Source organism: Amphritea sp. (genome assembly GCF_050300915.1).
In the GTDB taxonomy this organism is placed as follows: domain Bacteria; phylum Pseudomonadota; class Gammaproteobacteria; order Pseudomonadales; family Balneatricaceae; genus Amphritea.
Map to the genome: position 1 here is coordinate 1 of NZ_JBNKYN010000010.1, position 24219 is coordinate 24219.

At 46.9% G+C, this 24219-nt stretch carries 19 protein-coding genes and 1 pseudogene; 2 read left to right on the forward strand and 18 right to left on the reverse strand.

What is annotated here, in order from left to right; genetic code table 11:
* The 8 genes and pseudogenes from rfbD to ACQY8X_RS04255 form a co-directional block, all read right to left on the reverse strand.
* On the reverse strand, nucleotides 1–754 hold a 754-nt coding region (rfbD, locus tag ACQY8X_RS04220; RefSeq protein ID WP_428033895.1), incomplete at its 3' end, for a dTDP-4-dehydrorhamnose reductase.
* Nucleotides 751–1836: a dTDP-glucose 4,6-dehydratase gene (rfbB, locus tag ACQY8X_RS04225; RefSeq protein ID WP_428033896.1), complete on the reverse strand. Its 1086-nt coding sequence runs from the start codon at nucleotides 1834–1836 to the stop codon at nucleotides 751–753. The genes rfbB and rfbD, both read right to left, overlap by 4 nt.
* A gap of 69 nt (nucleotides 1837–1905) precedes the next feature.
* The gene (locus tag ACQY8X_RS04230; RefSeq protein ID WP_428033897.1) at nucleotides 1906–2994 is read right to left on the reverse strand and encodes a chain-length determining protein; all 1089 of its coding nucleotides are present in this window, start codon (nucleotides 2992–2994) and stop codon (nucleotides 1906–1908) included.
* Nucleotides 2995–3042: 48 nt separating this feature from the next.
* Nucleotides 3043–3732 (reverse strand): ABC transporter ATP-binding protein, encoded by a 690-nt coding sequence (locus ACQY8X_RS04235; protein WP_428033898.1) that lies wholly within the window; start codon nucleotides 3730–3732, stop codon nucleotides 3043–3045.
* Nucleotides 3729–4517 carry an ABC transporter permease gene (locus ACQY8X_RS04240; protein ID WP_428033899.1) on the reverse strand — a complete coding sequence of 263 codons (789 nt, stop codon included), beginning with the start codon at nucleotides 4515–4517 and terminating at the stop codon, nucleotides 3729–3731. Before ACQY8X_RS04240 ends, ACQY8X_RS04235 begins: the two co-directional genes overlap by 4 nt.
* 68 nt (nucleotides 4518–4585) lie before the next feature.
* A complete protein-coding gene (locus tag ACQY8X_RS04245) occupies nucleotides 4586–6313 on the reverse strand; it encodes a polysaccharide biosynthesis/export family protein (RefSeq protein WP_428033900.1) in 1728 nt (575 codons plus the stop codon).
* 59 nt (nucleotides 6314–6372) lie between these two features.
* Nucleotides 6373–6621 (reverse strand): DVU3141 family protein, encoded by a 249-nt coding sequence (locus tag ACQY8X_RS04250; RefSeq protein WP_428033901.1) that lies wholly within the window; start codon nucleotides 6619–6621, stop codon nucleotides 6373–6375.
* A gap of 380 nt (nucleotides 6622–7001) precedes the next feature.
* Nucleotides 7002–7743: pseudogene (locus tag ACQY8X_RS04255) on the reverse strand (IS5 family transposase).
* A gap of 279 nt (nucleotides 7744–8022) precedes the next feature.
* On the opposite strand from ACQY8X_RS04255, the gene ACQY8X_RS04260 reads away from it, so the two are divergent.
* On the forward strand, nucleotides 8023–9891 hold the full coding sequence (locus ACQY8X_RS04260) for a hypothetical protein (RefSeq protein ID WP_428033902.1): 1869 nt from the start codon (nucleotides 8023–8025) through the stop codon (nucleotides 9889–9891).
* Between the two features lie 328 nt (nucleotides 9892–10219).
* Here the strand turns inward: ACQY8X_RS04260 and ACQY8X_RS04265 are convergent, their stop codons facing one another.
* On the reverse strand, nucleotides 10220–10948 hold the full coding sequence (locus tag ACQY8X_RS04265) for a sulfotransferase family 2 domain-containing protein (RefSeq protein WP_428033903.1): 729 nt from the start codon (nucleotides 10946–10948) through the stop codon (nucleotides 10220–10222).
* A gap of 40 nt (nucleotides 10949–10988) precedes the next feature.
* Nucleotides 10989–13775 carry a glycosyltransferase gene (locus tag ACQY8X_RS04270; RefSeq protein WP_428033904.1) on the reverse strand — a complete coding sequence of 929 codons (2787 nt, stop codon included), beginning with the start codon at nucleotides 13773–13775 and terminating at the stop codon, nucleotides 10989–10991.
* A 686-nt stretch (nucleotides 13776–14461) separates the two neighbouring features.
* On the opposite strand from ACQY8X_RS04270, the gene mutS reads away from it, so the two are divergent.
* A complete protein-coding gene (mutS, locus tag ACQY8X_RS04275) occupies nucleotides 14462–17044 on the forward strand; it encodes a DNA mismatch repair protein MutS (protein WP_428033905.1) in 2583 nt (860 codons plus the stop codon).
* A 65-nt stretch (nucleotides 17045–17109) separates the two neighbouring features.
* On the opposite strand, the gene rpoS is transcribed toward mutS, so the two are convergent.
* The 8 genes from rpoS to eno all read right to left on the reverse strand — a co-directional run bounded on the left by rpoS (nucleotide 17110) and on the right by eno (nucleotide 24213).
* On the reverse strand, nucleotides 17110–18114 hold the full coding sequence (gene rpoS, locus ACQY8X_RS04280) for an RNA polymerase sigma factor RpoS (RefSeq protein ID WP_428033906.1): 1005 nt from the start codon (nucleotides 18112–18114) through the stop codon (nucleotides 17110–17112).
* A gap of 72 nt (nucleotides 18115–18186) precedes the next feature.
* Nucleotides 18187–19062 (reverse strand): peptidoglycan DD-metalloendopeptidase family protein, encoded by an 876-nt coding sequence (locus ACQY8X_RS04285; protein ID WP_428033907.1) that lies wholly within the window; start codon nucleotides 19060–19062, stop codon nucleotides 18187–18189.
* 3 nt (nucleotides 19063–19065) lie between these two features.
* On the reverse strand, nucleotides 19066–20004 hold the full coding sequence (locus tag ACQY8X_RS04290; protein WP_428033908.1) for a DUF368 domain-containing protein: 939 nt from the start codon (nucleotides 20002–20004) through the stop codon (nucleotides 19066–19068).
* Between the two features lie 25 nt (nucleotides 20005–20029).
* Nucleotides 20030–20698, reverse strand: a complete 669-nt coding sequence (locus ACQY8X_RS04295; protein ID WP_428033909.1) for a protein-L-isoaspartate(D-aspartate) O-methyltransferase — start codon at nucleotides 20696–20698, stop codon at nucleotides 20030–20032.
* Nucleotides 20695–21444, reverse strand: a complete 750-nt coding sequence (surE, locus tag ACQY8X_RS04300) for a 5'/3'-nucleotidase SurE (protein WP_428033910.1) — start codon at nucleotides 21442–21444, stop codon at nucleotides 20695–20697. Before surE ends, ACQY8X_RS04295 begins: the two co-directional genes overlap by 4 nt.
* The gene (truD, locus tag ACQY8X_RS04305) at nucleotides 21444–22496 is read right to left on the reverse strand and encodes a tRNA pseudouridine(13) synthase TruD (RefSeq protein WP_428033911.1); all 1053 of its coding nucleotides are present in this window, start codon (nucleotides 22494–22496) and stop codon (nucleotides 21444–21446) included. The genes surE and truD overlap by 1 nt, the downstream gene beginning before the upstream one ends.
* Nucleotides 22497–22513: 17 nt before the next feature.
* Nucleotides 22514–22837: a cell division protein FtsB gene (gene ftsB / locus ACQY8X_RS04310; RefSeq protein WP_428033912.1), complete on the reverse strand. Its 324-nt coding sequence runs from the start codon at nucleotides 22835–22837 to the stop codon at nucleotides 22514–22516.
* Between the two features lie 80 nt (nucleotides 22838–22917).
* Entirely contained in the window at nucleotides 22918–24213 is a 1296-nt protein-coding gene (eno, locus tag ACQY8X_RS04315) for a phosphopyruvate hydratase (protein ID WP_428033913.1), read from the reverse strand.
* Between the last annotated feature and the right edge of the window lie 6 nt (nucleotides 24214–24219).

Genomic DNA, 24219 nt, shown 5'->3' on the forward strand with positions numbered 1-24219 from the left:
GGTAGTCTGATGTGGGTATCCCTGTCACTTGCGCCACTTTGAGTTTAAAGCCCTCCTCCCGCGCTAATGCAAAGATAGATTCAGCAAACCTGCACCAATTGGTTTCACCGGATGGAGCCAGATGATAAATACCTGAATCGTGTGAAGCCATCTGCTGTGAGCGACTAACAGCCAGCGCGGTGATCTCTGCTATCAGTCGCGCAGGCGTAGGCACGCCCCACTGATCATTAACGATACTCAGCTTCTCCCGCTCTGCGCCAAGCCTGAGCATCGTTTTCATAAAGTTGTTGCCCCGGGCACTGTAAACCCAGCTAGTTCTGAAAATCATATAATGACAGCCAGATGCGGCGATATTGTCATCGCCCTGCAACTTGGTTTTGCCATACACAGATAACGGGGCAGTATTATCGGTTTCAGTCCAGGGTGTCGTCCCATTGCCAGGATAAACATAATCCGATGAGTAGTGAAACAGCCAGATATTATTCCTGGCAGCATAACTCGCCAGCACAGCGGGCAGGTCCGCATTAACGATGTGGGCGCTATCCTGCTCCGTTTCCGCTTTATCGACCGCGGTCCAGGCTGCAGCATTGACGATAAGCTCGGGCTTTGCTTCCTCAAGGTATGCAGACACCTGATCCAGGTCCTCAAGGTTCAGGCTCTGCCTATCGGGCGCATCGACACACCCAAAGACCGCCAAACTACGCTGCAGTTCAAAGCCTACCTGACCACTACCACCCGTAACCAGTATGTTCATAGTGACCCCAGACGCTCTCCCTGATAACTACCATCCAGCACTGATTGCCACCAATTCTGGTTACTGAGATACCACTCCACCGTTTTCCTCATGCCCGTTTCAAATGTTTCCTGAGGTATCCAGCCCAAATCCTGTTCAATTTTAGTGGCATCAATGGCATAACGCAGATCATGTCCAGGCCGGTCTGATACATAAGTGATCAGATCCCGATAACTCTCCACTGTTAGTTCTTTATTAGATTGCGCAGGCCTTAGTTCATCAAGCAGGTCACATAAGGTATAGACAACATCAATATTCTGTTTTTCATTATGACCACCAATATTGTATGTTTCTGCTATCTGCCCCTCTTGAGCGACCTTAATCAGAGCCCGGGCATGGTCTTCAACATACAGCCAGTCACGCACCTGCTTACCATCACCATACACCGGTAACGCTTTTCCAGCCAGGGCATTCAGAATCATCAGAGGGATCAGCTTTTCAGGAAAATGATAAGGCCCGTAGTTATTGGAACAGTTGGTTACCAGAGTCGGCAATCCGTAAGTCCGCTGCCACGCCCTGACCAGGTGGTCTGAACTGGCTTTACTGGCAGAATAGGGTGAACTTGGGGCATAAGGCGTCGTTTCTGTGAACAGATCATCTGCATCGTGTAGATCACCATAGACTTCATCTGTTGATATATGGTGAAAACGAAATCGCGACGCTTTTTCGCCATTCTGCGCTTTCAGTTGCTGAAAATACTTGCGAGCAGCTTCCAGCAGTGTGTAAGTGCCCACAACATTTGTCTGTATGAATTCACCAGGGCCATCAATTGAGCGGTCTACGTGGCTTTCTGCAGCCAGATGCATCACGATATCTGGCTGAAAATCGTCAAATATCTTTTCCATCGCATCACGATTACAGATATCCTGATGCACAAAAGAATAACGTTCGCTATCCGATACCGTTGCAAGTGACTGAGTATTCCCTGCATAGGTCAGTTTATCGACATTCACAACCCTGTGCTCTGTATTGAGAATTAACTCCCTGACTACAGCTGAGCCAATAAATCCTGCCCCTCCGGTCACTAAAAACGTCTTACTCATAGCTATACCTTTAATTCTCACATACCGCTTCGTAGTATTTATCTTAACGAAGATTATATAAACAGCTGATTAATCCCGATGATCTTTTATGATCAGCAACAACATCTGCATAATTAACCCCAAAAACAGCGCCACAATCGTATACATAGCAATGTTATGCAACCTCTGCGGTTCCAGCGGGTATTCCGGATATGTCGGGCTTTGCAGCACAGACACCTGCTTGAGTTTGCGGGCAGCTTCAATACGGGTGCTTTGTAGTGCGGCCAACGCCCCGGAATAACTGTCCAGTGCAAACTTCACCTTCAGCTCAAGCGTCTGGTATTCAGCAGTGACTGTATTCAGCGCATTGCCTGACTGCTGTGCCATTCTGTTTTTTTCCTGATCAATTTGATGCCGCACCGCTTTTATCTCATTATCTATTTTAACCATGGCAGGCGAGCTGCTGCTCTGATAACTTTTCAGCATAGTTTTTTCCGCCTGCAGGTTAGATAGCTTCCCCTCCAGTGTTGCCACTACCGCACTGATGCTTTCAACCGTTCCGGTTGGAGAGATCAGTCCATTTTTATTCTGATAATCCAGCAGCTCATTACGGGCAACATTAAAGTTGTCTTTGAGCATCGCAACCTGTTCTTCCAAAAACCGTACCTGCTCCTCAGCAAGCCGCTTGCCCAGCAGGTTCATATGCTTTTCGCCCTCTTGAAGCAATAAGCTGGCAATTTCATTCGCCATCGAGGGGCTGAAAGCTTCTACCTTTATGCGCAGAACATTAGCATAATCATCTAACTCGACAGAAACCCGCTTGAGATAGTACTCATGCAGATCTTCGATTGGCACATCAGCACTGCTAAGCCCAGAAATAAAGTCGATACCTGAATCAGAATAATGCTTACGAAACCCTACTAACTGATCTATATCACGCAGCATATCAACGGATAAGAGATAATCCCTGAGCAACAGCATATCGCCACTTTCCCCGGTAGAGCCGCCAAATAGTGAAGATACATCCATTGTAGGTATAGTTATCTGAGGGCTCTCAAGAACCACATTGGCTTCAGAAACATAGCGGTCACTGGCCAGGAGCCCCCAATAAAAAGCAGACAGTGCAATGAAAACCCCACACACCACCCATACCGGGTTTTTCATTAAAAGTTGTTTCATTAACCATTCATCCCAAACATACATGTTGCGTTTGCTATAAAAATAAAACTATTTGCCCATGTCGGGCGAAGCCTTCGGCTGACTATTGTTGGTGTGATACTCTTCCAGAGCGTCATTAATATCATCAAACCAGGTTACATTGCCTTTATCGATCAGTATGCCCGCTTGACATAGCTGTTTTAGGATTCCTTCACCGTGAGACACAATAATCAGGCTGGCTTTACCCACTTTGTCTTCAAACGCCTTAGCTGCCTTCTGGCGGAAAACCTGATCACCCACCGAGGTAGCTTCATCAGAAAGGTAAACATCGAAGTCAAACGCCAATGACAGCCCGAATGCCAAACGCGCCCTCATCCCTGATGAATAGGTTTTAACCGGCTCGTCAAACGCTTTGCCGATCTCTGCGAAGCTTTCCACTTTATTGAGAATTTCAGCTAGATGCTTTTCTCCCCCATGGATGCGGGCAACAAATTTGACATTTTGCCGGCCGGTCATCGAGCCCTGAAAGCCTCCGGTTAAACCGATGGGCCAGGAAACACTGCAATCACGAATAATTTCACCTTTATCCGCAGTGTCCATTCCACCAATTAACCGGAGCAGCGTTGATTTTCCGGCACCATTCCTGCCGATCAGCCCCACACTGACACCCTTAGGTATATCCAGATTCACATCTTTAAGAACCCAGTCACCGCCATGATGTTTATGGTACCGTTTATAAAGTCCCCTGATACTGATCATTGTGCCTTCAGTCTCGGTTCAAAGCGCATATGCAGCATCAGCCCAAAGGCGATCAGGCAAAAGTTCCAGAGCCACAGATACCCCATATCAACCCCCGCAACATGACGATAATTTTCGAAAAAAGCCATACGCAGCAACTCTAGACCGTGAACGATGGGGTTCCACAGCAGGTACTCCTGAACCCAAAAGGGCAAATAGTTAAGCGGAAAGATCACACCGGAAAGAATCAAAAGCGGCATCGAAGTAATTCGCACTATTTTACCAGCTTCCGGAACTAACTCGGAGACAGCAGAAAACGTTAATGCGGCGCCTACCCCTAAACACCACAGCGAAAACCAGCAAAATAGCGCAAACAGCGGGTCATCCGCAATCAGATCAATATCCAGCAAAACCCCGGCAAAGATAAATAAAACGAGGATAAATGTCTTCAACATCCCTTCAAGAAAGCAGCGTACAAACACAGGATCAGTCGACTTAACCTGACGGTATGCAAATAACCCCTTATAGCCTTGCATCGCTCCTAATGAGCATTGCAGGTTCTCCCTGAACAGGTAAAAGCCCATCAGCCCGACCAGCATCCAGGGGATAAATTCCGCTCCAGCTATATGACGACCACCTGCGATCATCCCCCTTAAAGAAAGCATCACAACGATCATTGCGATCGGCTCAACCAGCATCCAGAACCAGGCAAAGCGGTCACCGGTGGTGCGGGACAATGCTTCCCGCATAAACAAAGCGTACCAAACCGCTTTGGTTACCTGCCAGGATGTTCGTGGGCTAAGCATCTAAACAGCCTTCTTCCATGGGTTCACACCCCATTTCCAAGCTGACAGTTAAGTTAAACATCAGCATTTTACAGGCCCGTCACCACTTTGGTGGCCACCGCAATCTGATAAACGATCTGAGAGATACTGGTTGCCAGTTGCAGATTTTTGGTTGGCACTTCTGGCAACACCAGAATCTCATCTCCGGCTTTCAGTGCAACATCCCCAGCATCACGGACTTCACCATTCTGACGCACAATGAGAATCTTTGACTTATCAGCATGAGAACTAAAGCCACCTGCGCCATTGATATAATCAGCAACACTTTTCCCAGATTCAAATACCACAGACTGAGGTACCAGAACCTCGCCACTGATCAGCAGAGAGTCGGACTTTTCAGGAATAGTAATCACATCACCATCCTGTAAGCGGATATTGGCTATATGATCATTAGAGGCCACAACCAGGCGACCGCTGGGCTCTGCTTTGGAAGCCCGGGCAATAAATTTGGTAATAAGCTCGGCTTCCTGCACACGGATACTGGCTTCCTGTGAGGTGGCCGAAGATGCGCCAAGATAGGTTGCTTCTAAACGTCTCAGGCTTTCATCTAAAGACTCTTTTTGCCGTTGGGCAACACTTTCTCGACGCATGGAGATACTGGTGGTATCGGTAATCCCCTTCGGCACCGCTATTGAATCAAGAAAGTCCTGCAACATTATATTCCGCGGCAGAGAGTAACGGGACGGGCCATAAAAACTGCCTTCAATCTCAACGACAATGGTGTCATAACGCTTATCGATACTTAAAATGACTTCGTCGCCATTTTGCAGTGGCTGCTGTCTGAAGTCAGCCAGTGTAAGGTAACCGGTTAGCGGTCCACTACTACGATCACCCCGTAACAGCACATGAGAGACCCCCGCTTTCATATGGGTAAGTTTAGTGAGTGCAGCTCCGGTCATCTCGTTCTTTGTCAGCTCATATCGATATGACCGCTCGACGTCACCGGTAACCACCACCGAGGCCTGGCGTTCGCCTACCACCAGAGTGTCACCGTCACGAAACTGAGGTCGCACCATCTGACCGTTTAATAAGAAATCGTACAGATCAATGGTTTCGATTGTTTTACCGTTCCGGATCACTTTAATCGCACGGTATGTCCCCATCAGATCATCGATACCACCCGCCTGATTTAGAAAGTAGATAGCGGAATCATTGGGTGTGCCCGCATAACGGCCCGGACGAGAGACAAAACCTGTGACAAAGACACCCACTGGCTGGACGCCCTGAACCTGGGTATACACATTAACATTCTCCGGGTAGATCGCCCGGACAGCCCCTCGAATACGGGTATCAAGATCTTTATGGCTCAGCCCCTGCACCCTGACCGGGCCAATAGTAGGAATAAAGACATTTCCCCGGGCGTCCACCGGCAGTACTCGTTCCATCTCGATCGCACCCCAGATACGTAAAACAACCTGATCTCCCGGAGTGACTTTGTAGTCTGAATTAAGTCCATCTGACCTTAAACCACTGAAGCCGCCATCAAACAACTGACTGCCAAAGGGCCGGATAGCTTCTGTACCGGCAGGGCCTTTTGAGTCCAACTGCCCATAAGTACCCGATTTCCAGTCGATATTTTGTTGCACCTGCTGAGCGTCAATACCCCCTCCGCCACTCATCAACTGCTGCACTGCAGGATCAAGATCACCTGCACTTTCGATAGCCCCATTGGCAAAACTGCAGAACAACAGAGTCAGGCCTGCCACAAAACCTTTACAAATAACGTTTCTACTCTTATTGATGCTGTACAAATTCATAGATGAATTCCATTTAACATTGTCACGAAGGATTATCAGAGCGGTGATAAAATCTGCTATCAGATCGTTACCGGAATCAGTTCCCACTGGGTGTCATCAACAGTACAGGCGAGATAGTTCCGCTGGGACAGATTATCACTGATCACCACCCTGCGGCAGGAACGCCCGCTGGCAGCAAAATAGGTAGCATTAGCCATAAGATTTTTCCCCTGGTACATCCCCGTTGGAATGGCAAGGGAAAGATCCTGAGAATTATCCGTGAGGACCTGGCTCACGTCCTGTGGTAGAACATTATTGTCGATAGCCATCTGAAAAGAATCCCCTGAACTGGCCTTCTGCATTGCCTGGGGGGTACATGCGGATAAAAAAGTCATCAAAAACAAGACAACTACAGAGTTAACTATTCGGGCGGTATTCAGCTTCATCGATCTGCTATCCATAACAAAATTTACAGGCCAAGATCATACAATATTATCCAGCAAACTTACATGTCTCAGAGCAACAACGCTAAAACAGCTCACAATATCTGCATCCACAGACAAAACTGGTTTCTCCTAAGGAATCTGCGATTAAGTGTCCAAGCTTTGCTTAGTTCACTGGCCCCAGAGAAAGTGAGAAAAATACAGCCAAACAGGCCTCTTATCTAACCGTCTGCATCATGATTTCACTGAATGCAGACGGACTTACCCTAAGCTTTCAGCATCTGATCGACTCGTGCGATGTTGGCAAGTGTGAATAACATGGCCAATTTACTATCATTTTTCACCAAACCCGATAACCCGCTTTTACAAAACCAAACGGGTATTTAATGATTCGAAATGGATGTTCAACGTTTACTCGAACGCCAGCCTTAAGATACTCAGTCCGAACTTTCAGCTTATTGATTCTAGGTACTTCTTGAGCTCACGAACCTTTCCTGGCCGCTCTGCAATGTACCAACCAGCGTCAACCTCCTGTAGCTCTGAACGCTTTTCTGCACCTCGGCATCCCGCATCAGCAAAAATAAAACCTTCGTCTCCGCACAAGTGATTACCTGCTTGATTAAGATCATGCTCATTGGCTGCTGTCGTGGTGAAGCTATGAGTGATGCCCATACGGGCATCAACACCGATATGGGCTTTCAGTCCAAAATGCCATTCATTGCCTTTTTGATTTGATGCATTTCTGGATCACCTCACCTGCTTTGTTCTTTGTTGAAGTCGGAGCTTCAATAATCATTGCATCAACCAGCGTACCTTCTTTTAGCAGAACGCCTACTTCTGTCAGCCACTGGTTCACTTCCTTGAGTGGGTATGGGTAATGCGGTTTAATGATCCCCTCCAGACGCTTCCAGGGGATGAGTTTATTCATGCGTCCGAGAAAGATCTCTTTACGGGTTTTCTACGCTTCTGACTGAACTCGCTGTCGGCGAAAGTGAGCTCATGATCCATGGCTTATCTCTGAGAAGGTTGCATCGCAGATTGTCTCAAGAGGAGGGACTTATTCGCAACTTCCCTAGAGATATTGACAGTCGCTACGTTTATATCAAGAATAGATTCCAAGCTATGTACATCACAAAAGGCAACAAAACAGCATAGGCTAAGCCATATTAAAACTATTGGAGTTACTTATCACCAAAACACGCCATATCATATTTTTTATAGCACAAGTTCACTTTCACTTATAGAATCCATTACCCCATAAGCCCAAAACTCCCAAAAGAATATTATATGAAGAATTACTGCTTTATAATAAGATGTATTGATGTCGGGGAAGCCGAGATAAATATATTCAATACTTTAAAGACAAGAATACCAGAAAAAAGTATCTTTTACTTAATAGACCAAGATCAAGACGACCTCCAAAATCATTTATCTCTTCCTAAATTCAGAAGAGAAAAAAAACTCCAAATAGATGACAGAAGACTAGGATGGAAATGCGGTGACTATTGTTTCTACCGTGTTTATGATGAACACCCAGATTACGACTATTACTGGCTAATAGAGTCTGATGTTTATATAGACAATGAGTCCTTAAATAAATTAATAATCGAATCCGACGACAATAACTCAGACCTAATGATACATAATTTCGGACCAAGGACTGAAAAATGGGACTGGCATGGCATTTATAAAAACCACTATCCAAAGCAGGAGATTTACGGCGGATTATTCCCTCTCGTTAGATTAACAGGAAGCGCTATAAAAGACTTATATAGAGAGCGATTAGAATTAATAAAAAAAGGAAACATAGACAATAAAAACATGCCTAACGATGAGTCCTTTGTTTGCTCATTCCTTGCAAATAATGGCTATAAATGCAGTGATATAAAAATAACAAAAAACGGTGATTTCAATCTCACAAGAAAGCATATTTCACACATAAAAAAAGGCGGAATATATCATCCAGTCTTCAGCGATTATGACAGTATATTTGAAAAAGAGTCTTTAAAATTAACAGCAGCGGTATCCGATGGAAGTTTTGCGGAGGTATCATATAAAATATTACAACGAAACAACTTTAATGAAAGCCTATATGAGAAAATAGTAGGAAAGCTATTTAACGGAAATAAGATAGACAAACTAAGAGACTTAGCAAACAGCAACATGATGGAAAGCTTAGATTTTTCATTATCTGCGTTTGAATTAGCAAAAAACTTCCGGCCGGGAGGTCAAATGCTTATTCGGAGGTCTGATGAACTTAGAACCAAGCTCGGCCTGACTAACTCCGTAGGCCTAACGCCAATACTCTCAAAAAAAATCGATAAGAAATCAACAAAATTAGCATCTTACAAAGATTTTAATCTTGGAGTCAGGAGCCTTACAAAACTGCAGGAAATCAACTTTCATCGTTTTAAACCTTTCAGTTATGAAGATAGTAGGCTTTATCTGGTAGACACCGATGAGTCCGCATATAAAGCTCCCTTTTTGTACTCAGAACAAAGAGATAATGCAATAATTCTTTGCGACATCCCTACTCAATCCATATCTGGAAAAATTAATCAAGAGAAGATTACTTTTATATTCTCAATAGGAAGATGTGGATCAACCTTAGTTTCAAAACTACTATCTTCGATTGGATTTTTCGATATTTCAGAATGCGATGTTTTTACCCAAACCGGCGACAAAGATGTCATAAATACATCAGTTTATATATTCCAGAATTTCAACCCTACGAATAATCGCAAGATATCATTTAAATTCAGAAGTCAAACAAATAGGTTTATTGAGGATTATATATCAAATTTTAAAGATGCTAATTATATATTTCTATATAGAAATAAATCAGACTGGGCAAAAAGCTATAGTGGAAAATTCAATTGGAAGGAAGGCGAACTAACCTATACCTACACTACAGGATACAACTGCTTAAAAAAATTAAAAAGCTCAATCAAAAACCTACAAATAATTAACTATGACAAACTAATTAAAGACCCCAAACTTATTTCCTCAAAGCCAGAAGATCTAACCTCAATAAAAGAAACCATGTCTAAGGATAGTCAACAAGGAATTATAGACAATTCGAATAAAGAATTTAACAAAACAGAAGTTTCGAAATTCCTTTCAAACTGCAAACTAGATATAAATGACCTAGTATAATTGTTAAATTACCCCATACCTCTATAGAAAATCAAACAAAACACCAGATACTCACTACCGTTTCTAAAAGAAGACGCCGTAATTTTACTTTTTAAGTCATACCTTAGACGATAAATTTACGGCGTTCATATCACTGTAATATGGCTTATTGCTCTATGGGAAACTGACACCAAGCACCATTTACTTTTTTTACGAAGCACTTATCCTATGGGCGCTTGGGAACCTACCAACAAATCCTTTTTACCTCTCTAGAGACCACATAGATAGGAAGGTAGTAATTAAATTATTAGACTTATTCTCACCTTCCCTAGGCAGCCCTAAGACTTATTTAATTCAGTTTATTCCATAAATCACAATCTAACCGGTTTTCTTGTTCAACCCTAGAAAAGAATTCTTCACCCAACTGTTTTTTTACTTCAACAATTTTTTGGTCTAGATTTTTCTTCACTCCCCTTGAAACATTCTTTTCTATAGGTTGAAGTTTAATATCATAAAATCCATTAAGTTTTAATAGCGACTCCAGCTTCTCTAAAGAAGCTGAATACTGTTCAACAACACCAACAAATGGAAGAGTTTCTATTGCCTGCTGAGCTCTGTAGCTTTCATCACCCACCTTCTCCCCAAACATTGTCGCTAAGCGGTGTGCGTGAAAGTTTCTACACTGACGGTCATTCACAAGCGATAACCGTGTTTCAATATAACCTTTCAATGTGGTATTGCGAGCTAACACGGGGCCAAAACCATCGCCACCCTGCTTTTTTTCAAAAGAGTATGCAGATGCAATTCTATCGATCGGGTGACGCATAAAGATAACAGGAATTATCTTTACTCCTTCGATCTCAGGTACCGGAAAAATAGCAGTATGCGAAGAAAAACACTTAGCCTGCGGGTTATCTATAATCCATTGCTTTAGCTGATCTCGATTTACAGCAGGTTGCGCCGGAAATTCTTTTGTTACCCATTCACCTTCTTTTTCACTGAAATTCTCTTTAAAAGCAGCATCTAATGATGTGCCTGCATTTTTAAAAAGATGATAATGCAAAATAACAGTTCTCATACAATCCTCCTACAGCCGGACAGTTTCAATCTACATAATCTCATTGAGTTGAATAAATACCAACACTAGAAAAAATATCTTTAAACACTTTTTTACCATGCTCAAATGAATATTTTTCGGCCACTAGTGTGTGACTGTTTTCTGCAAATTTATTCCATAAAACCTGGTCGTCATATAATCTGATAATTGCATCAACCCACTCCTGAGGCTCCTGGGCAATCAGTGTGCTGATCCCATGGGTCAGCCCCGTCCCCTCTGCAGCCACTTCGGTTAATACCGTAGGCAAACCATATGCCATAGACTCCAGTACTTTACCTTTAATACCCGCGCCGGAAAGTAGCGGCGCAATAAACACACGATGATTGTGGTAGACACCATCTAAAGACTCAGCAAAACCAAGCATTTTGATATTTTCGGCTTCCATCTCTTTATAAGCTTCAGGCATATTACTACCATAAACATAAAGCGTTATATCCGGGCGTCGCTTACCGAGCAAAGGCATAATATCATTAACCAGATATTCTACTGCCTCTCCATTAGGCGTATGATTAAAACCTCCCAAGAATGCAATTCCATTACGCTTACTAAACTCAGGGCCCTTTGGCTTTGTTTCAAGAACCCATGGAGTTATATGTAGCTTTTCTGCTTCCAAAATATGACTGGTAATAACAGCATGCTCTGTTGCGTTATAGCAAAGAATTGCATCGACTTGACGACATACCGACAACTCTTGTTCACGAGTAGTCAGTGCCTTCTCTAGCAGCAACTGATCTTTCTCTCCCTTTAATGCTGCACGCAGCTCCCGTAGAAAATGTAAATCGGCATTATTAAAAATAATTTTCGCATTGGAATTTGCGCGGATGTAAGAAATAAAGTCCTTAGCTATATGATAGCGAGTGATGTAGACCGCATCCATTTCATGCAGCCGTGATTCAAGCACCTGATTAACACTCACGTAAAAAGGAGCGTAAAGTACCTCAATCCCCATTCGCTGCAGCTCATCTGTATATTTACCAAAATGCGCTAAATTAGCTGGCACAAATGTAACTTTAAAACCAAGCGACTGAATCAGCTTCATCTCCTGAATAGCAGCATAACTGCCTGCATCTTTATTAGGCATTGGAGATGCATAATCGATGACAAGGACACGCTGGTCGACATTCCTGTCTTTTTCAATTCTTAAATTATCTAAACTTGGTGATCCATTATTTCTATATGCTTTAAACCATTTCTGGCGAAACGTCTTTTCATTTATTACCTGATAACGCTTCAACCCCTTTGTCACATCGGTACCATGACTTTGCCCTTCAAAGTGGACAACGACAGAGTGAGGTATATAGACCGTTTTATAGCCTGCCTCTCTGACTTTAAAAGCCAGATCAGTATCTTCGTAATAACAGGGCACCAGCTCTTCGCTGAATAAGCCGACTTCTTTCCATACGCTGTTGCGAATACACATTGCGGCACCGGTCAGGTAATCCACTTCTCTTGCATAATTAAACTCAGGTGTCAGCGGACTTTGGTTACGTCCGACATTCCATGGCTGACCATTTTCCCAAACAATGCCCCCAGCTTCTTGTAGCGAACCATCCAGGTTCAGTAACTTCGAGCCTGTCATGCCAATAGTAGCATCCTGCTCCATTTTATTGACAAGTTCATCGACCCAGAAAGAGGTTACTTCAGTATCATTGTTCAGGAAAATTATGTAATCACCCCGAGCCTTTTCACTAGCCCGGTTACAGCTTTTAAGGAAACGTAAATTTTCTGGATTCCGGGAAATAACCAGATTTTTGATAATCCCCTCCGCTTCAGATGTTTTATCCGTTGAGCAATCATCCGCCAGAATAACCTCGTAGGAGGTTTTATTATAAGCAAGTGCTATCGAAGCGATACAGTGATAGGTCAGCTCAAACTTATTGTAGGCAGGAACGATAATAGATACACAAGGGTTATCACATTCAGGCAGGCTGAATGTGGGATACCGATCTCTTTTTTCATAACCCTCAACCACCACTTTATGAGTAGTTAACAGGTTCTCAACCGTATTTTGACTTGAGCCGTCACTCATTGCCTCAAGTTGAAAGTGTAGAGATTCATACCGGCTATCTGCCTGCTGGGGCATCGATAAAAAACCGGGTTTATTAAAGCTCTCTTTGAGATATTGCCAGGGCGTCTGTATAGCATGGCAACTAACAGTCCCTGCCCCCAAAAGATAAGGAACACCTGTCATACCAATTTTATAAAGCTTGGGCTGGCCATCCTGTAAGCTCAAAGGAATCGGCAAACGCACCTCAAAAGCACTCTGATCTGTTTCAATTAACGTATGACTTATTAACTTATCTTCATTAAAGAGATTAACCTCTTTCTTTCCTACAGGGTCGCGAGACTGTAGCTGAATAACAATATGCCCATGCTCCTCTCCCAACACTTCTGCAAAAATTCTCTCGCCACTGATTGGAAAAAATTTTGCCTCGTTAATGATAGGCTGGCCTGTTTCTGCATCAATGATTAGCAGGCCTACTTCTTGCTTATCAGTAGCCCAATCATCCGCCACATCGATCTGAAAACCGTGTTTACCTGAGCCAATCCCGGCTTTCTCAAGGTCTACACGATAATTGTTGGCAACACCTGTACCAATCACTCTGTCATTACAAACAACATGAATAGATAATGGGGTTGCACTATCTTCGATATCAAGCCCCCAACCGCTTACGACTCCATTTTCAAATAAATCAATATTTCCCCGAAAATGACTAGTTTTTTTCTCTTCAATAACCACTTCTTCAATACCAATTTCTTCAACTGAAGAGTCTTCCATGCTTTTCATAAAATATAACTCTGTTTAATTTAACTTAAGATAAGATTTATTATGAATTTTCCGATTACACTTTTCAGAAAACTTAACATCAGTTTGATTTTCGTTTTTACAGAAAACCCACTTCTTTCATCACCAAAAAACTACGCACAATTATTTTTATAACGCATCCAACTTCATAGTCTATTTTTTGAACCGTATAAAAATTTGAAGAGCAGTTCCGCATTCAGACCTCTTCAACCCAGGCATTTTCATCTCTCACAGATAATACAATATATTCACAGCCAGTTCACTTATCCAGACCCTAGTTTAGCCTAAACTGACTTGCAAATTTATGCGTTGTAATAGTACTTCTTTTGTTGTTGTCAAAAAGCTGTAACACTAAGCCCTCACTGTAAGGCTAATAGATATTGTTTGTGGCAATCACAAATACCGCTAACATTGAAAACCAGCACTATACTGGTCAAAAAACAGACAACTGATCTCATTGAAAAATTGCTTCTAAGTCTAACAGCATTTACCTATATTTTTGATACACTATGTCACTAACTTAGGCAGAAGCTGCATTGTCCTTCACTTTGGATTGACTCAACTGCTTAAATCAAGAGAGTCCAAGGCATGCACAGTCTCTGCGCTTCGGCTTCATAGACGCGCCCCTTAAAAAGCAACCCTTTTAAACCCCAACATATAAGAACCCAATGCCAAAAATCGACACAGCTCCTTCTTCACAACACACCCCCATGATGCAGCAATACCTCAAGATCAAGGCTGAACATCCGGATCAGTTGGTGTTTTATCGGATGGGGGATTTCTATGAGCTGTTTTTTGATGATGCGAAGAAAGCGTCTCAGCTATTGGATATTTCACTAACCGCCAGAGGAAAGTCTGCCGGTGAACCGATTCCGATGGCAGGCATCCCCTACCATTCAGCTGATGGTTATATTGCCAAGATAGTCCGTGCGGGTGAGTCGGTGGCTATCTGTGAACAGATTGGAGACCCTGCCACCAGTAAGGGGCCGGTTGAGAGAAAGGTGATGCGTATTGTCACCCCTGGAACGCTGAGTGATGAAGCACTGTTGGATGAACGGCGCGACAGCCTGCTGATTGCGGTCAATACCGATCTGCAGCGCTACGGTATTGCGATTGTCGATATCAGCACCGGGCGTTTCAGTTTGCTTGAGGTGGCCGGTGAAGAAGCACTGCATGGTGAGCTTGAACGCATCAAGCCCGCTGAGATTCTGTTCAATGATGGTCACAACCTGGCTCAGCCACTTCAATCTTACAAGGGATTGCGCCCTCAGGCCCCCTGGAACTTTGAACTGGAAACAGCCGAACGACTCTTGTGCCAGCAGTTTCAAACCAAGGACCTGACCGGCTTTGGCTGCGACCATCTGCCGGTGGCGCTGGGGGCAGCTGGCTGTTTGCTGCAATATGCCAAAGACACCCAGCGTACCGCGCTCCCGCATATTCGTCGCCTGCTGCTGGAGCAGCGGGATGACAGCGTCATTCTCGATGCAGCTACCCGCAAGAATCTGGAGATAGATATCAATCTGGCGGGTGGACGGGAAAACACTCTGGCCTCAGTCATTGATAGAACCGCGACCCCGATGGGCAGCCGTATGCTGAGACGCTGGCTCAACCGGCCTTTGCGTTGCCGTAATACTTTGCAATCCCGTCAGGCAGCCTTGCAGTGGCTGATCAGTGATTATCGCTTTGAGCAGTTATCGCCCCATCTGAGACAGATTGGGGATATTGAACGGGTGTTAGCGCGGGTTGCACTGCGTTCTGCCCGCCCCCGAGATCTTGAGAGGCTAAAGAACGCTTTCCAGGTTCTGCCAGAAGTGCAGGAGCATTTAACCACAACTCAACCGGCGCTGCTCAAAGCCCTGGCGGAAACCGCCAGCAGCTTTCCGGAACTGTGCGATCTGCTAAATCGTGCTGTGATTGAAAACCCGCCTGTCGTTATCCGCGATGGCGGAGTGATCGCCACCGGTTATGATGCAGAGCTGGACGAGTTACGGGGATTGAGTGAAAACGCCGGTGACTATCTGGTACAACTGGAAACCCGTGAGCGGGAGCGCACCGGCATCCCAACGCTTAAAGTCGGCTATAACCGGGTGCATGGCTATTTTATCGAGATAGGTAAAGCACAGAAGGCAGAGGTGCCAGCAGATTATATTCGCCGCCAAACACTGAAAAATGCAGAGCGCTATATTACCCCCGAACTGAAAGCCTTTGAGGATAAAGCCCTGAGTGCGAAAAGCCGGGCGTTAAGTCGGGAAAAAGCACTCTACGAAGCATTAATTGAAATCCTTGCCGAACAGCTTGCTCCGCTGCAGGACAGTGCTGCGGCACTGGCCGAACTGGATGTGCTGTGCAACCTTGCGGAGCGGGCAGACAGCCTTGATTATGTTGCACCGACACTGACTGAAGAGCCACAAATCCAGATTAGCGGCGGACGCCACCCGGTGGTGGAAGATGTACTGGACGATCCTTTTGTCGCCAACCATCTCAGCCTCTCACCCGAACGTCAGATGCTGATTATTACCGGCCCGAACATGGGCGGTAAATCCACCTATATGCGCCAGGCAGCCCTGATTACCCTCCTCGCCCATATTGGCAGCTATGTTCCGGCGCAAAGCGCAACCATTGGTTTAGTTGACAGGATATTTACCCGCATGGGTTCATCCGATGACCTGGCCGGAGGCCGTTCGACCTTCATGGTAGAGATGACCGAAACCGCCAATATTCTGCATAACGCTACCGAGCAGAGTCTGGTGCTGATGGATGAGGTTGGACGCGGCACCAGCACCTTCGATGGCTTATCCCTGGCTTGGTCGGCAGCGGAATACCTGGCCAACGAAGTCAAAGCAATGACGCTGTTTGCCACCCACTATTTTGAGCTGACCGTACTACCGGAACTCTGTCAGGGAGTATTTAATGTCCATCTGACTGCGATGGAGCATCAGGACCATATCGTCTTTATGCATGAAGTTCAGGAGGGACCAGCCAGTCAGAGCTATGGTTTACAGGTTGCCCAACTGGCTGGCGTGCCCGCCAATGTGATTAGCCGTGCCCGTCAGAAGCTGATTCAACTGGAAGAGGATGCCGGCCAGACGGAACAGCGCCGTCAGCCGCCACCGGTACAGGATGACCTGTTTGTTGCCCCACGCCCCCATCCTGCTTTGGTTCATCTTCAGGCACTGGAACCGGACAACCTGACCCCCAGGCAGGCACTGGAGCTTATCTACAGCCTAAAAAAAGAAGCGGAACGCCATTAAAAGCACTAACACGCAGGTAAAAAAACCGGGCTGATATGCCCGGTTTTTTTTATCGTCATCCGCTATCAGCCTTTCAGCAGGTCTTCACCGCTCAAGCCATTACGTTCAACAATCTCGCGTAACTTGCGCAGCGCTTCAACCTGTATCTGGCGCACCCGTTCACGGGTCAAACCGATCTCCTTACCCACCTCTTCCAGAGTACTCATCTCATAGCCTCTGAGGCCAAAACGACGGGATAACACTTCAGCATGTTTTTCCGGCAGCATCGCCAGCCAGCCTTCTAAGTTACCGCTGATATTGGATTTCTGCAGCAGTGTTTCCGGATCAGAGGATTCCTCATCCGCAAGCGTATCCAGCAACATCTTGTCCGAATCTTTACCAACCGGAACATCGATAGAGGTCACACGTTCATTCAAACCAAACATTTTCTCGACGTTTTCTACCGGTCGGTCCACGGCAGCGGCGATCTCTTCTACAGTCGGTTCATGATCCAGACGCTGAGCCAGTTCACGCGCTGCTCGCAGGTAGACATTCAGTTCCTTAACCACATGGATCGGCAGGCGAATAGTCCGGGTCTGATTCATTATCGCCCGTTCTATGGTTTGCCTGATCCACCAGGTGGCATAGGTGGAGAAGCGAAATCCTCTTTCAGGATCAAACTTTTCAACCGCACGGATCAGCCCCAGATTGCCCTCTTCAATCAGATCCAGCAGTGTCAGACCCCGGTTGATGTAGCGCCGGGCGATCTTCACTACCAGCCGCAAATTGCTTTCAATCATCCGCTTGCGCGAGGCTTCGTCGCCTTTTAGTGCACGGCGGGAGAAATATACCTCTTCCTCAGCGGTCAGCAACGGCGAGAATCCAATCTCGTTGAGATATAACTGGGTTGCATCCAGAGATTTAGCATTCAACAGGTCGTTGTGGGCCATACTGCCCTTTCCCCGACCACTATTAAGGAACTCCGGCTCCTCATTCTCAACATCGTCAATATCTAAATCGTCAACATCTGCTTCATCGATATCGATCGAAACCGTATCCAGCTCCTGCTCACTATTTTCAACATTTACCATTGTTTCATTCCCGAGTAACCTGGCTTTTATAGATTGTTATTAGTTACTGCATAGCGACAATCATATGTGTGTTTATCTTTTACGCGGCAGATACATCATTGGATCCACAGGCTGTCCATCTCTGCGAATCTCAAAATGCAGCATTGTTCGGGCGGCTCCGCTATTACCAATTTCGGCAATTTTGTCACCTGTTTTTACCTTATCATTTTCCTTCACCAGAATGCGACTGTTATGCGCATAAGCACTCAAAAATTTCTCATTATGATGAATAATGACAAGATTTCCGTACCCCAGCAAACCACTCCCGGCATACACCACCCGACCTGACTCAGCAGCATATACCGGCTCACCTTTATTCCCGGAGAAGTTGATCCCTTTATTGATGCTGCCTTTATTACTAAACCCCTGAATCACCTTACCTGATGCCGGCCAGCGCCATGCCAGCGTTCGCTCAGCCACCACGGCAGGAGCCGCTTTGGCAAGCAGCGGCGGCTGAGGAGCTTTCGCTTTCGCTGGCGGCGTGGAAACAGGAGGTTTAGCACTGGCAGGTATTACATGAGTCGCTGCTTTCTTGACGTCCCGGGATTGCGCAGGTTTAACCGCGGGGGTTGCTTTCTGGCTACGTTGAGGAGGGGGAGGAGGGGGAGTCTCTTTTAATACCAACGTCTGTCCCGGGTAGATATCATAACGATCACTGATACCGTTACTACGGGCCAGCTGACGAAAATCCAGCCCATAACGAAAAGCAATTGAATAGAGGGTATCACCCCGGCGCACCTTATACTGCTCGGGGCGAGCCTGACTACTGACAATCTTAACCGGGTGCCGTCCGCTGATTGAGCGCTCATCCACTGGCGAATAAACGCTGCTTGAGCTGCAGGCAGACAGCACCAACACACTGGCAAAAAGCGCCAGAGCGGTGAAGACATCTGCAACAGCTCTCACCATAATCTATTCCTTAGCGGTCTGATAACGCTCCATAACAACAACAATTGCGATACCGATGAGCGTCAGCCCTACCGCCCAGAGCAGAAACGCTGGCTGCCCCGTGATGCTCTCAAAGTTCCAGGGAAGAACATTATCCTGCAACAGTGGCACCTGCTCTCCGTGTCGGTCAATCGTATATGCAAGGGTATATTTCCAGGGCCAGACTTTATTCAGCGAACCCAACATAAAACCCGCCAGCAATGCCAGAGTAACCTGACGGTGATGGCTGAACATCCAGCTCAGCAACCGGGAAAAACTCATAATACCGACGATACAACCCAGCACGAACAGACCAATAAGCTGAAAATCAGCCCCTTTCACGGCCGCCAGAATATGCGCATACATACCCAACAGCAATAAAATAAAACTACCAGAGATACCCGGCAAAATCATTGCACAGATCGCAATCGCCCCCGATAAAAACACCATCAGTGCGGTTGGTTCAACACTGACCGGAGCGATACTGGTGATCATATAGGCGACAATAGCGCCGATGATAAAGCTGGAGATCAGGTTCATACTCCACTGTTCAATATGACTCATCACCAGCCACACAGACGCCAGAATCAGACCGAAGAAAAACGCCCACAACAGAATCGGGTAGTTTGCTAACAGAAACAGCACGCCACCTGCGATAGTGGCAATACTGGCGACGATACCCGCCAACAGGACCAACAGGAATGTACCGTTGACCTGCTGCCAGAAAGCCACCGGACCTTGCTGAAACAACACTCTGACAGCCCCCAGATTAAACCCTTTGATGGTATTGATCAGCTCTTCATAGATTCCGGTAATAAATGCAATCGTCCCCCCGGACACCCCGGGCACCACATCTGCTGCGCCCATCATGACGCCTTTAAAAAACAGTCCCAGAAACTCCCGGGGAGTACGCTTCGTAGTCATTCAATATTCCGTTACATTTATCGGTTCAGCGTATTGTTCCGCTTAACAGAGGCACAAATTTAACCCCTTCGAGCACCGTGGTTTCATATTCTGTTTCTGTGACCCGGATAACCAGCTTTAGTTGCTGATTCTGTGTACCGCCAACCGGAATAACCAGTCGACCGCCCACCGCCATCTGCGCTAACAACTCAGGGGGAACCTGTTCCGGTGCGGCAGTGACCATGATGCCATCAAATGGGCCACGTTCTGCCCAACCCATCCCTCCATCACTATGCCGCAACGAGACATTGTGAATTTTCAGCAACGAAAAACGCTGCCGGGCTTTTTCCTGTAACGGTTTAATCCGCTCAACACTGAAAACTTTATCCACCAGTTGTGCCAGAATCGTTGTCTGATAACCTGACCCGGTACCCACCTCAAGCACCCGTTCAAGCGGACCACCCGCCAGCAGAATCTCGGTCATCCGGGCAACAATATAGGGCTGCGATATTGTCTGATTAAAGCCGATAGGCAGTGCCGTATCCTCATAGGCCCGATGGGACAACGCCTCATCGATAAAAATATGCCGGGGCGTATTGCCCATCACATCCAGCACCTGCTGACCGGTAATCCCCTGCTCTTTGAGCCGTTGCACCAGTCTGCTGCGGGTGCGCTGGGAGGTCATCCCGATCCCCTGCAACTGCAACTTATTCACTCTAAATCCTCAAGCCAGTTACTCAGATTATCCATACCGGAATACTGTGTCATATCGATATTCAGTGGCGTTATTGAAACATAACCGGACTTAACCGCAAAAAAATCTGTACCTGGCCCACAGTCGGCCGCTACTCCCGCCCCGGCAATCCAGAAACGCTGTGTGCCTCGCGGGTCGATAGACTCAACCGGCGCATCGGCCACCACCCGATGACCCAGACGGGTGACATGGATCCCTTTCAGTTGCTCCAGTGGCAGGTCAGGCACATTTACATTCAATACTGTGCGCGGTGCCAGCACCAATCCCCGGATATCTCTGATCAGCTGCCGCACCACTTCTGCCGCGGTGTCATAGTGAACCGGACTGCTTCCCGCCAACGAGACCGCGACAGGAGGCAGATGCAGATGTCGCCCCTCCATCGCAGCAGCAACGGTTCCTGAATAGATAACATCATCGCCCAGATTAGAGCCACAGTTAATGCCGGATATCACCATATCGGGGGGTTCATGATAGATACCACCAATTCCCAGGTGAACGCAGTCGGTCGGCGTGCCATTAATACCGATAAAACCGTTCTGATGATGGTGCGCTTCAAGGGGGCGATCCAGCGTCAGCGAGTTACTTGCACCACTGCGATTACGATCCGGCGCAACCACCGCCAGCTCATGATCCTGTGCGAGAATCCGCGCCAATGCTTCCAGACCCGGAGCATATACCCCATCATCATTGGACAGTAACAATCTCATCAATCAGCCTCCGTTTCCTGCTGCCCTGACGCCGAGGTCACCTGCGCCAGCTCTCTGAGCACACTGGTGGCAAAGCTGCCGGCAGGCAGATTAAAGGCCAGCAGAAACTGATTTTCAGCCTCCTGTTCGATAGTCAGATTAGCAGGCATCAGCCGGATCGAGCGGCGTTCCTGATTCAGCCCCAGACGCTCCAGCCCTTCTAACTGCTCTTGCCAGGGGGCTAGCTGTTGAATCTCCCACGCGGCCGCTTCAGCAGAGCAGATTGAGCGCCCCCGCCCCCACATCGCGGCAGTGAGGTGCAGATCACCTGATGCCAGACGGCTGAGAATAGTCTCATCCTCCACATCGTGAGGAAAGCAGCTCTGACTGCCGTTGATCATCAACACATCCCCCGGCATTGGCTGAGCAAAAAAAGACTGCCCAATACGCTGGGACACCAGCTGATTAAACATAAACGAGCGCACCGCAGAGATATACAGACCTTTCTTATGTCGCTGCCGCTCTTTCAGCTTACCCGCTATCAGCAGGGCACCTTTGGAAAGGTTGCCCTGATGATGACCAAAACGTTGCTCGCCAAAATAGTTGGGCACGCCAGCACGAATCAGTTCTGCCCGCTGCAACAATGCCGCAGGCTCTGTCACCTGACGCAGACGAATCTGAAAGCGGTTACCGTTAAGGCTGCCCAATCGCAACTTGCGGGTATGTTTAACCGCTTTCAACACTTTAATCGTATCGGTTTCAAACAGTGACCAGGTCAAAGGAGCGCGTCCTGGCAGATGCACACTGAACCACTGCTCGGTCACCGCATGACGATCCTTCTTGCCGGCATAGCCCACCTCTTTAGGACTGACCTGACAAAAATGCGCCAGCTGCCGGGCCACCCAGTCGGTGTTTTCACCGGTTTTGCGGATATATAGAAACACATGATCGCCGCTGCCTTCCGGTTCAAAAGAGAGATCTTCTGTTACCTGGAAATCATCGGCTTCAGTTCGGATAACCGCACGACTGGCAGGTTCACCGTAGAGATAGTTTAACTCGGTTGGAAAGTTCATTAACGCTCGGGTTTCCGTTACTGACCGCTATCGGCCGGTGGCTTACCTGGCAACGCCGGGACCAACTGAAAGAAGGACTCCCCCTCTTTCACCATCCCCAACTGATTTCGGGCCCGCTCTTCCAGCGCATCCAGTCCCTGCTTGAGATCTTTCACCTCAGCATCTAACTGATGGTTTCGATTCACCAGAAGGTCGTTTTCTGCCCGTTGCCGCTCAATCTCCTGCTGCAGCGCCTGAACTTCAGCCAGATTCGCTTCGCCAAACCATAGCCGGTACTGCAGCCCGATCAGACTGATCAGCAGCAACAACATAATCGAACGAAATAAACTCAGGCGAAACACAGTCCGACAGCACTCTACTCTGTATATAGTCAAAAAAGGGGGCGTTTAGCCCCCTTAGTATTCCACAGATCCGGTTAAAATTAACCCTGACCTTTAATTTCAGACAGACCGTTGTACACAGCGCCAGCACCCAGCTCTTCTTCGATGCGCAGCAGACGATTGTACTTAGCAACACGATCAGAACGACACAGAGAACCGGTCTTAATCTGACCTGCAGCGGTACCAACAGCCAGATCAGCAATAGTGGTATCTTCAGTTTCACCGGAACGATGAGAAATCACCGCAGTAAAACCTGCATCCTTAGCCATCTTGATCGCATCCAGTGTCTCAGACAGAGAACCAATCTGGTTAAACTTAATCAGAATGGAGTTGCCGATACTCTGTTCGATACCCCGACTGAGGATCTTGGTGTTGGTCACAAACAGATCATCACCCACCAACTGCACTTTATCGCCAATCTTCTTCGTCAGGTAGGCCCAACCGTCCCAGTCAGACTCATCCAGACCGTCTTCAATAGAGACAATCGGATAGTTTTCAGTCAATGCAGCCAGGTAGTCACTGAAACCTTCCGCATCAAACACTTTACCTTCGCCAGACAGGTCGTACTTGCCATCTTTATAGAATTCAGACGCCGCACAATCCAGAGCCAGGGTGACATCTTTACCCAGTTCATAGCCTGCATTTGAGATCGCTTCCTGAATAACAACCAGCGCCTCTTCGTTAGAGGCCAGGTTAGGTGCAAAACCTCCCTCGTCACCAACAGCAGTGCTCAGGCCACGGGCTTTCAGTACCGCTTTCAGCGCATGGAAAATTTCAGCACCACAACGCAGGCCTTCGGAGAACTTGGTAAAGTTTACCGGCTGCACCATAAATTCCTGGATATCAACGTTGTTATCCGCGTGCTCGCCACCGTTGAGGATATTCATCATCGGTACTGGCAGCGAAAACTGACCAGGGGTGCCATTGATTTCAGCGATGTGTGCGTACAGCGGAATACCCTTAACAATCGCTGCCGCTTTGGCTGCCGCCAGAGACACCGCCAGGATAGCATTTGCTCCCAGGTTTTCTTTGTTCTCGGTACCGTCCAGCTCCAGCATCTTGTTATCCAGCGCACGCTGATCGGTTACATCCATACCGATCAGGGCTTCACGAATAACGCCATTCACCGCACCAACCGCTTTCAGAACGCCTTTACCCAGATAGCGGCTTTTATCGCCATCGCGCAACTCAAGGGCCTCGCGGGAGCCGGTAGACGCACCTGACGGCGCACAGGCAGAACCTATTACACCGGACGTCAGGATCACATCCGCTTCAACGGTAGGGTTACCACGGGAATCGAGAACTTCACGGGCCTTAATGTCAGCAATCTGTGCCATTGACTA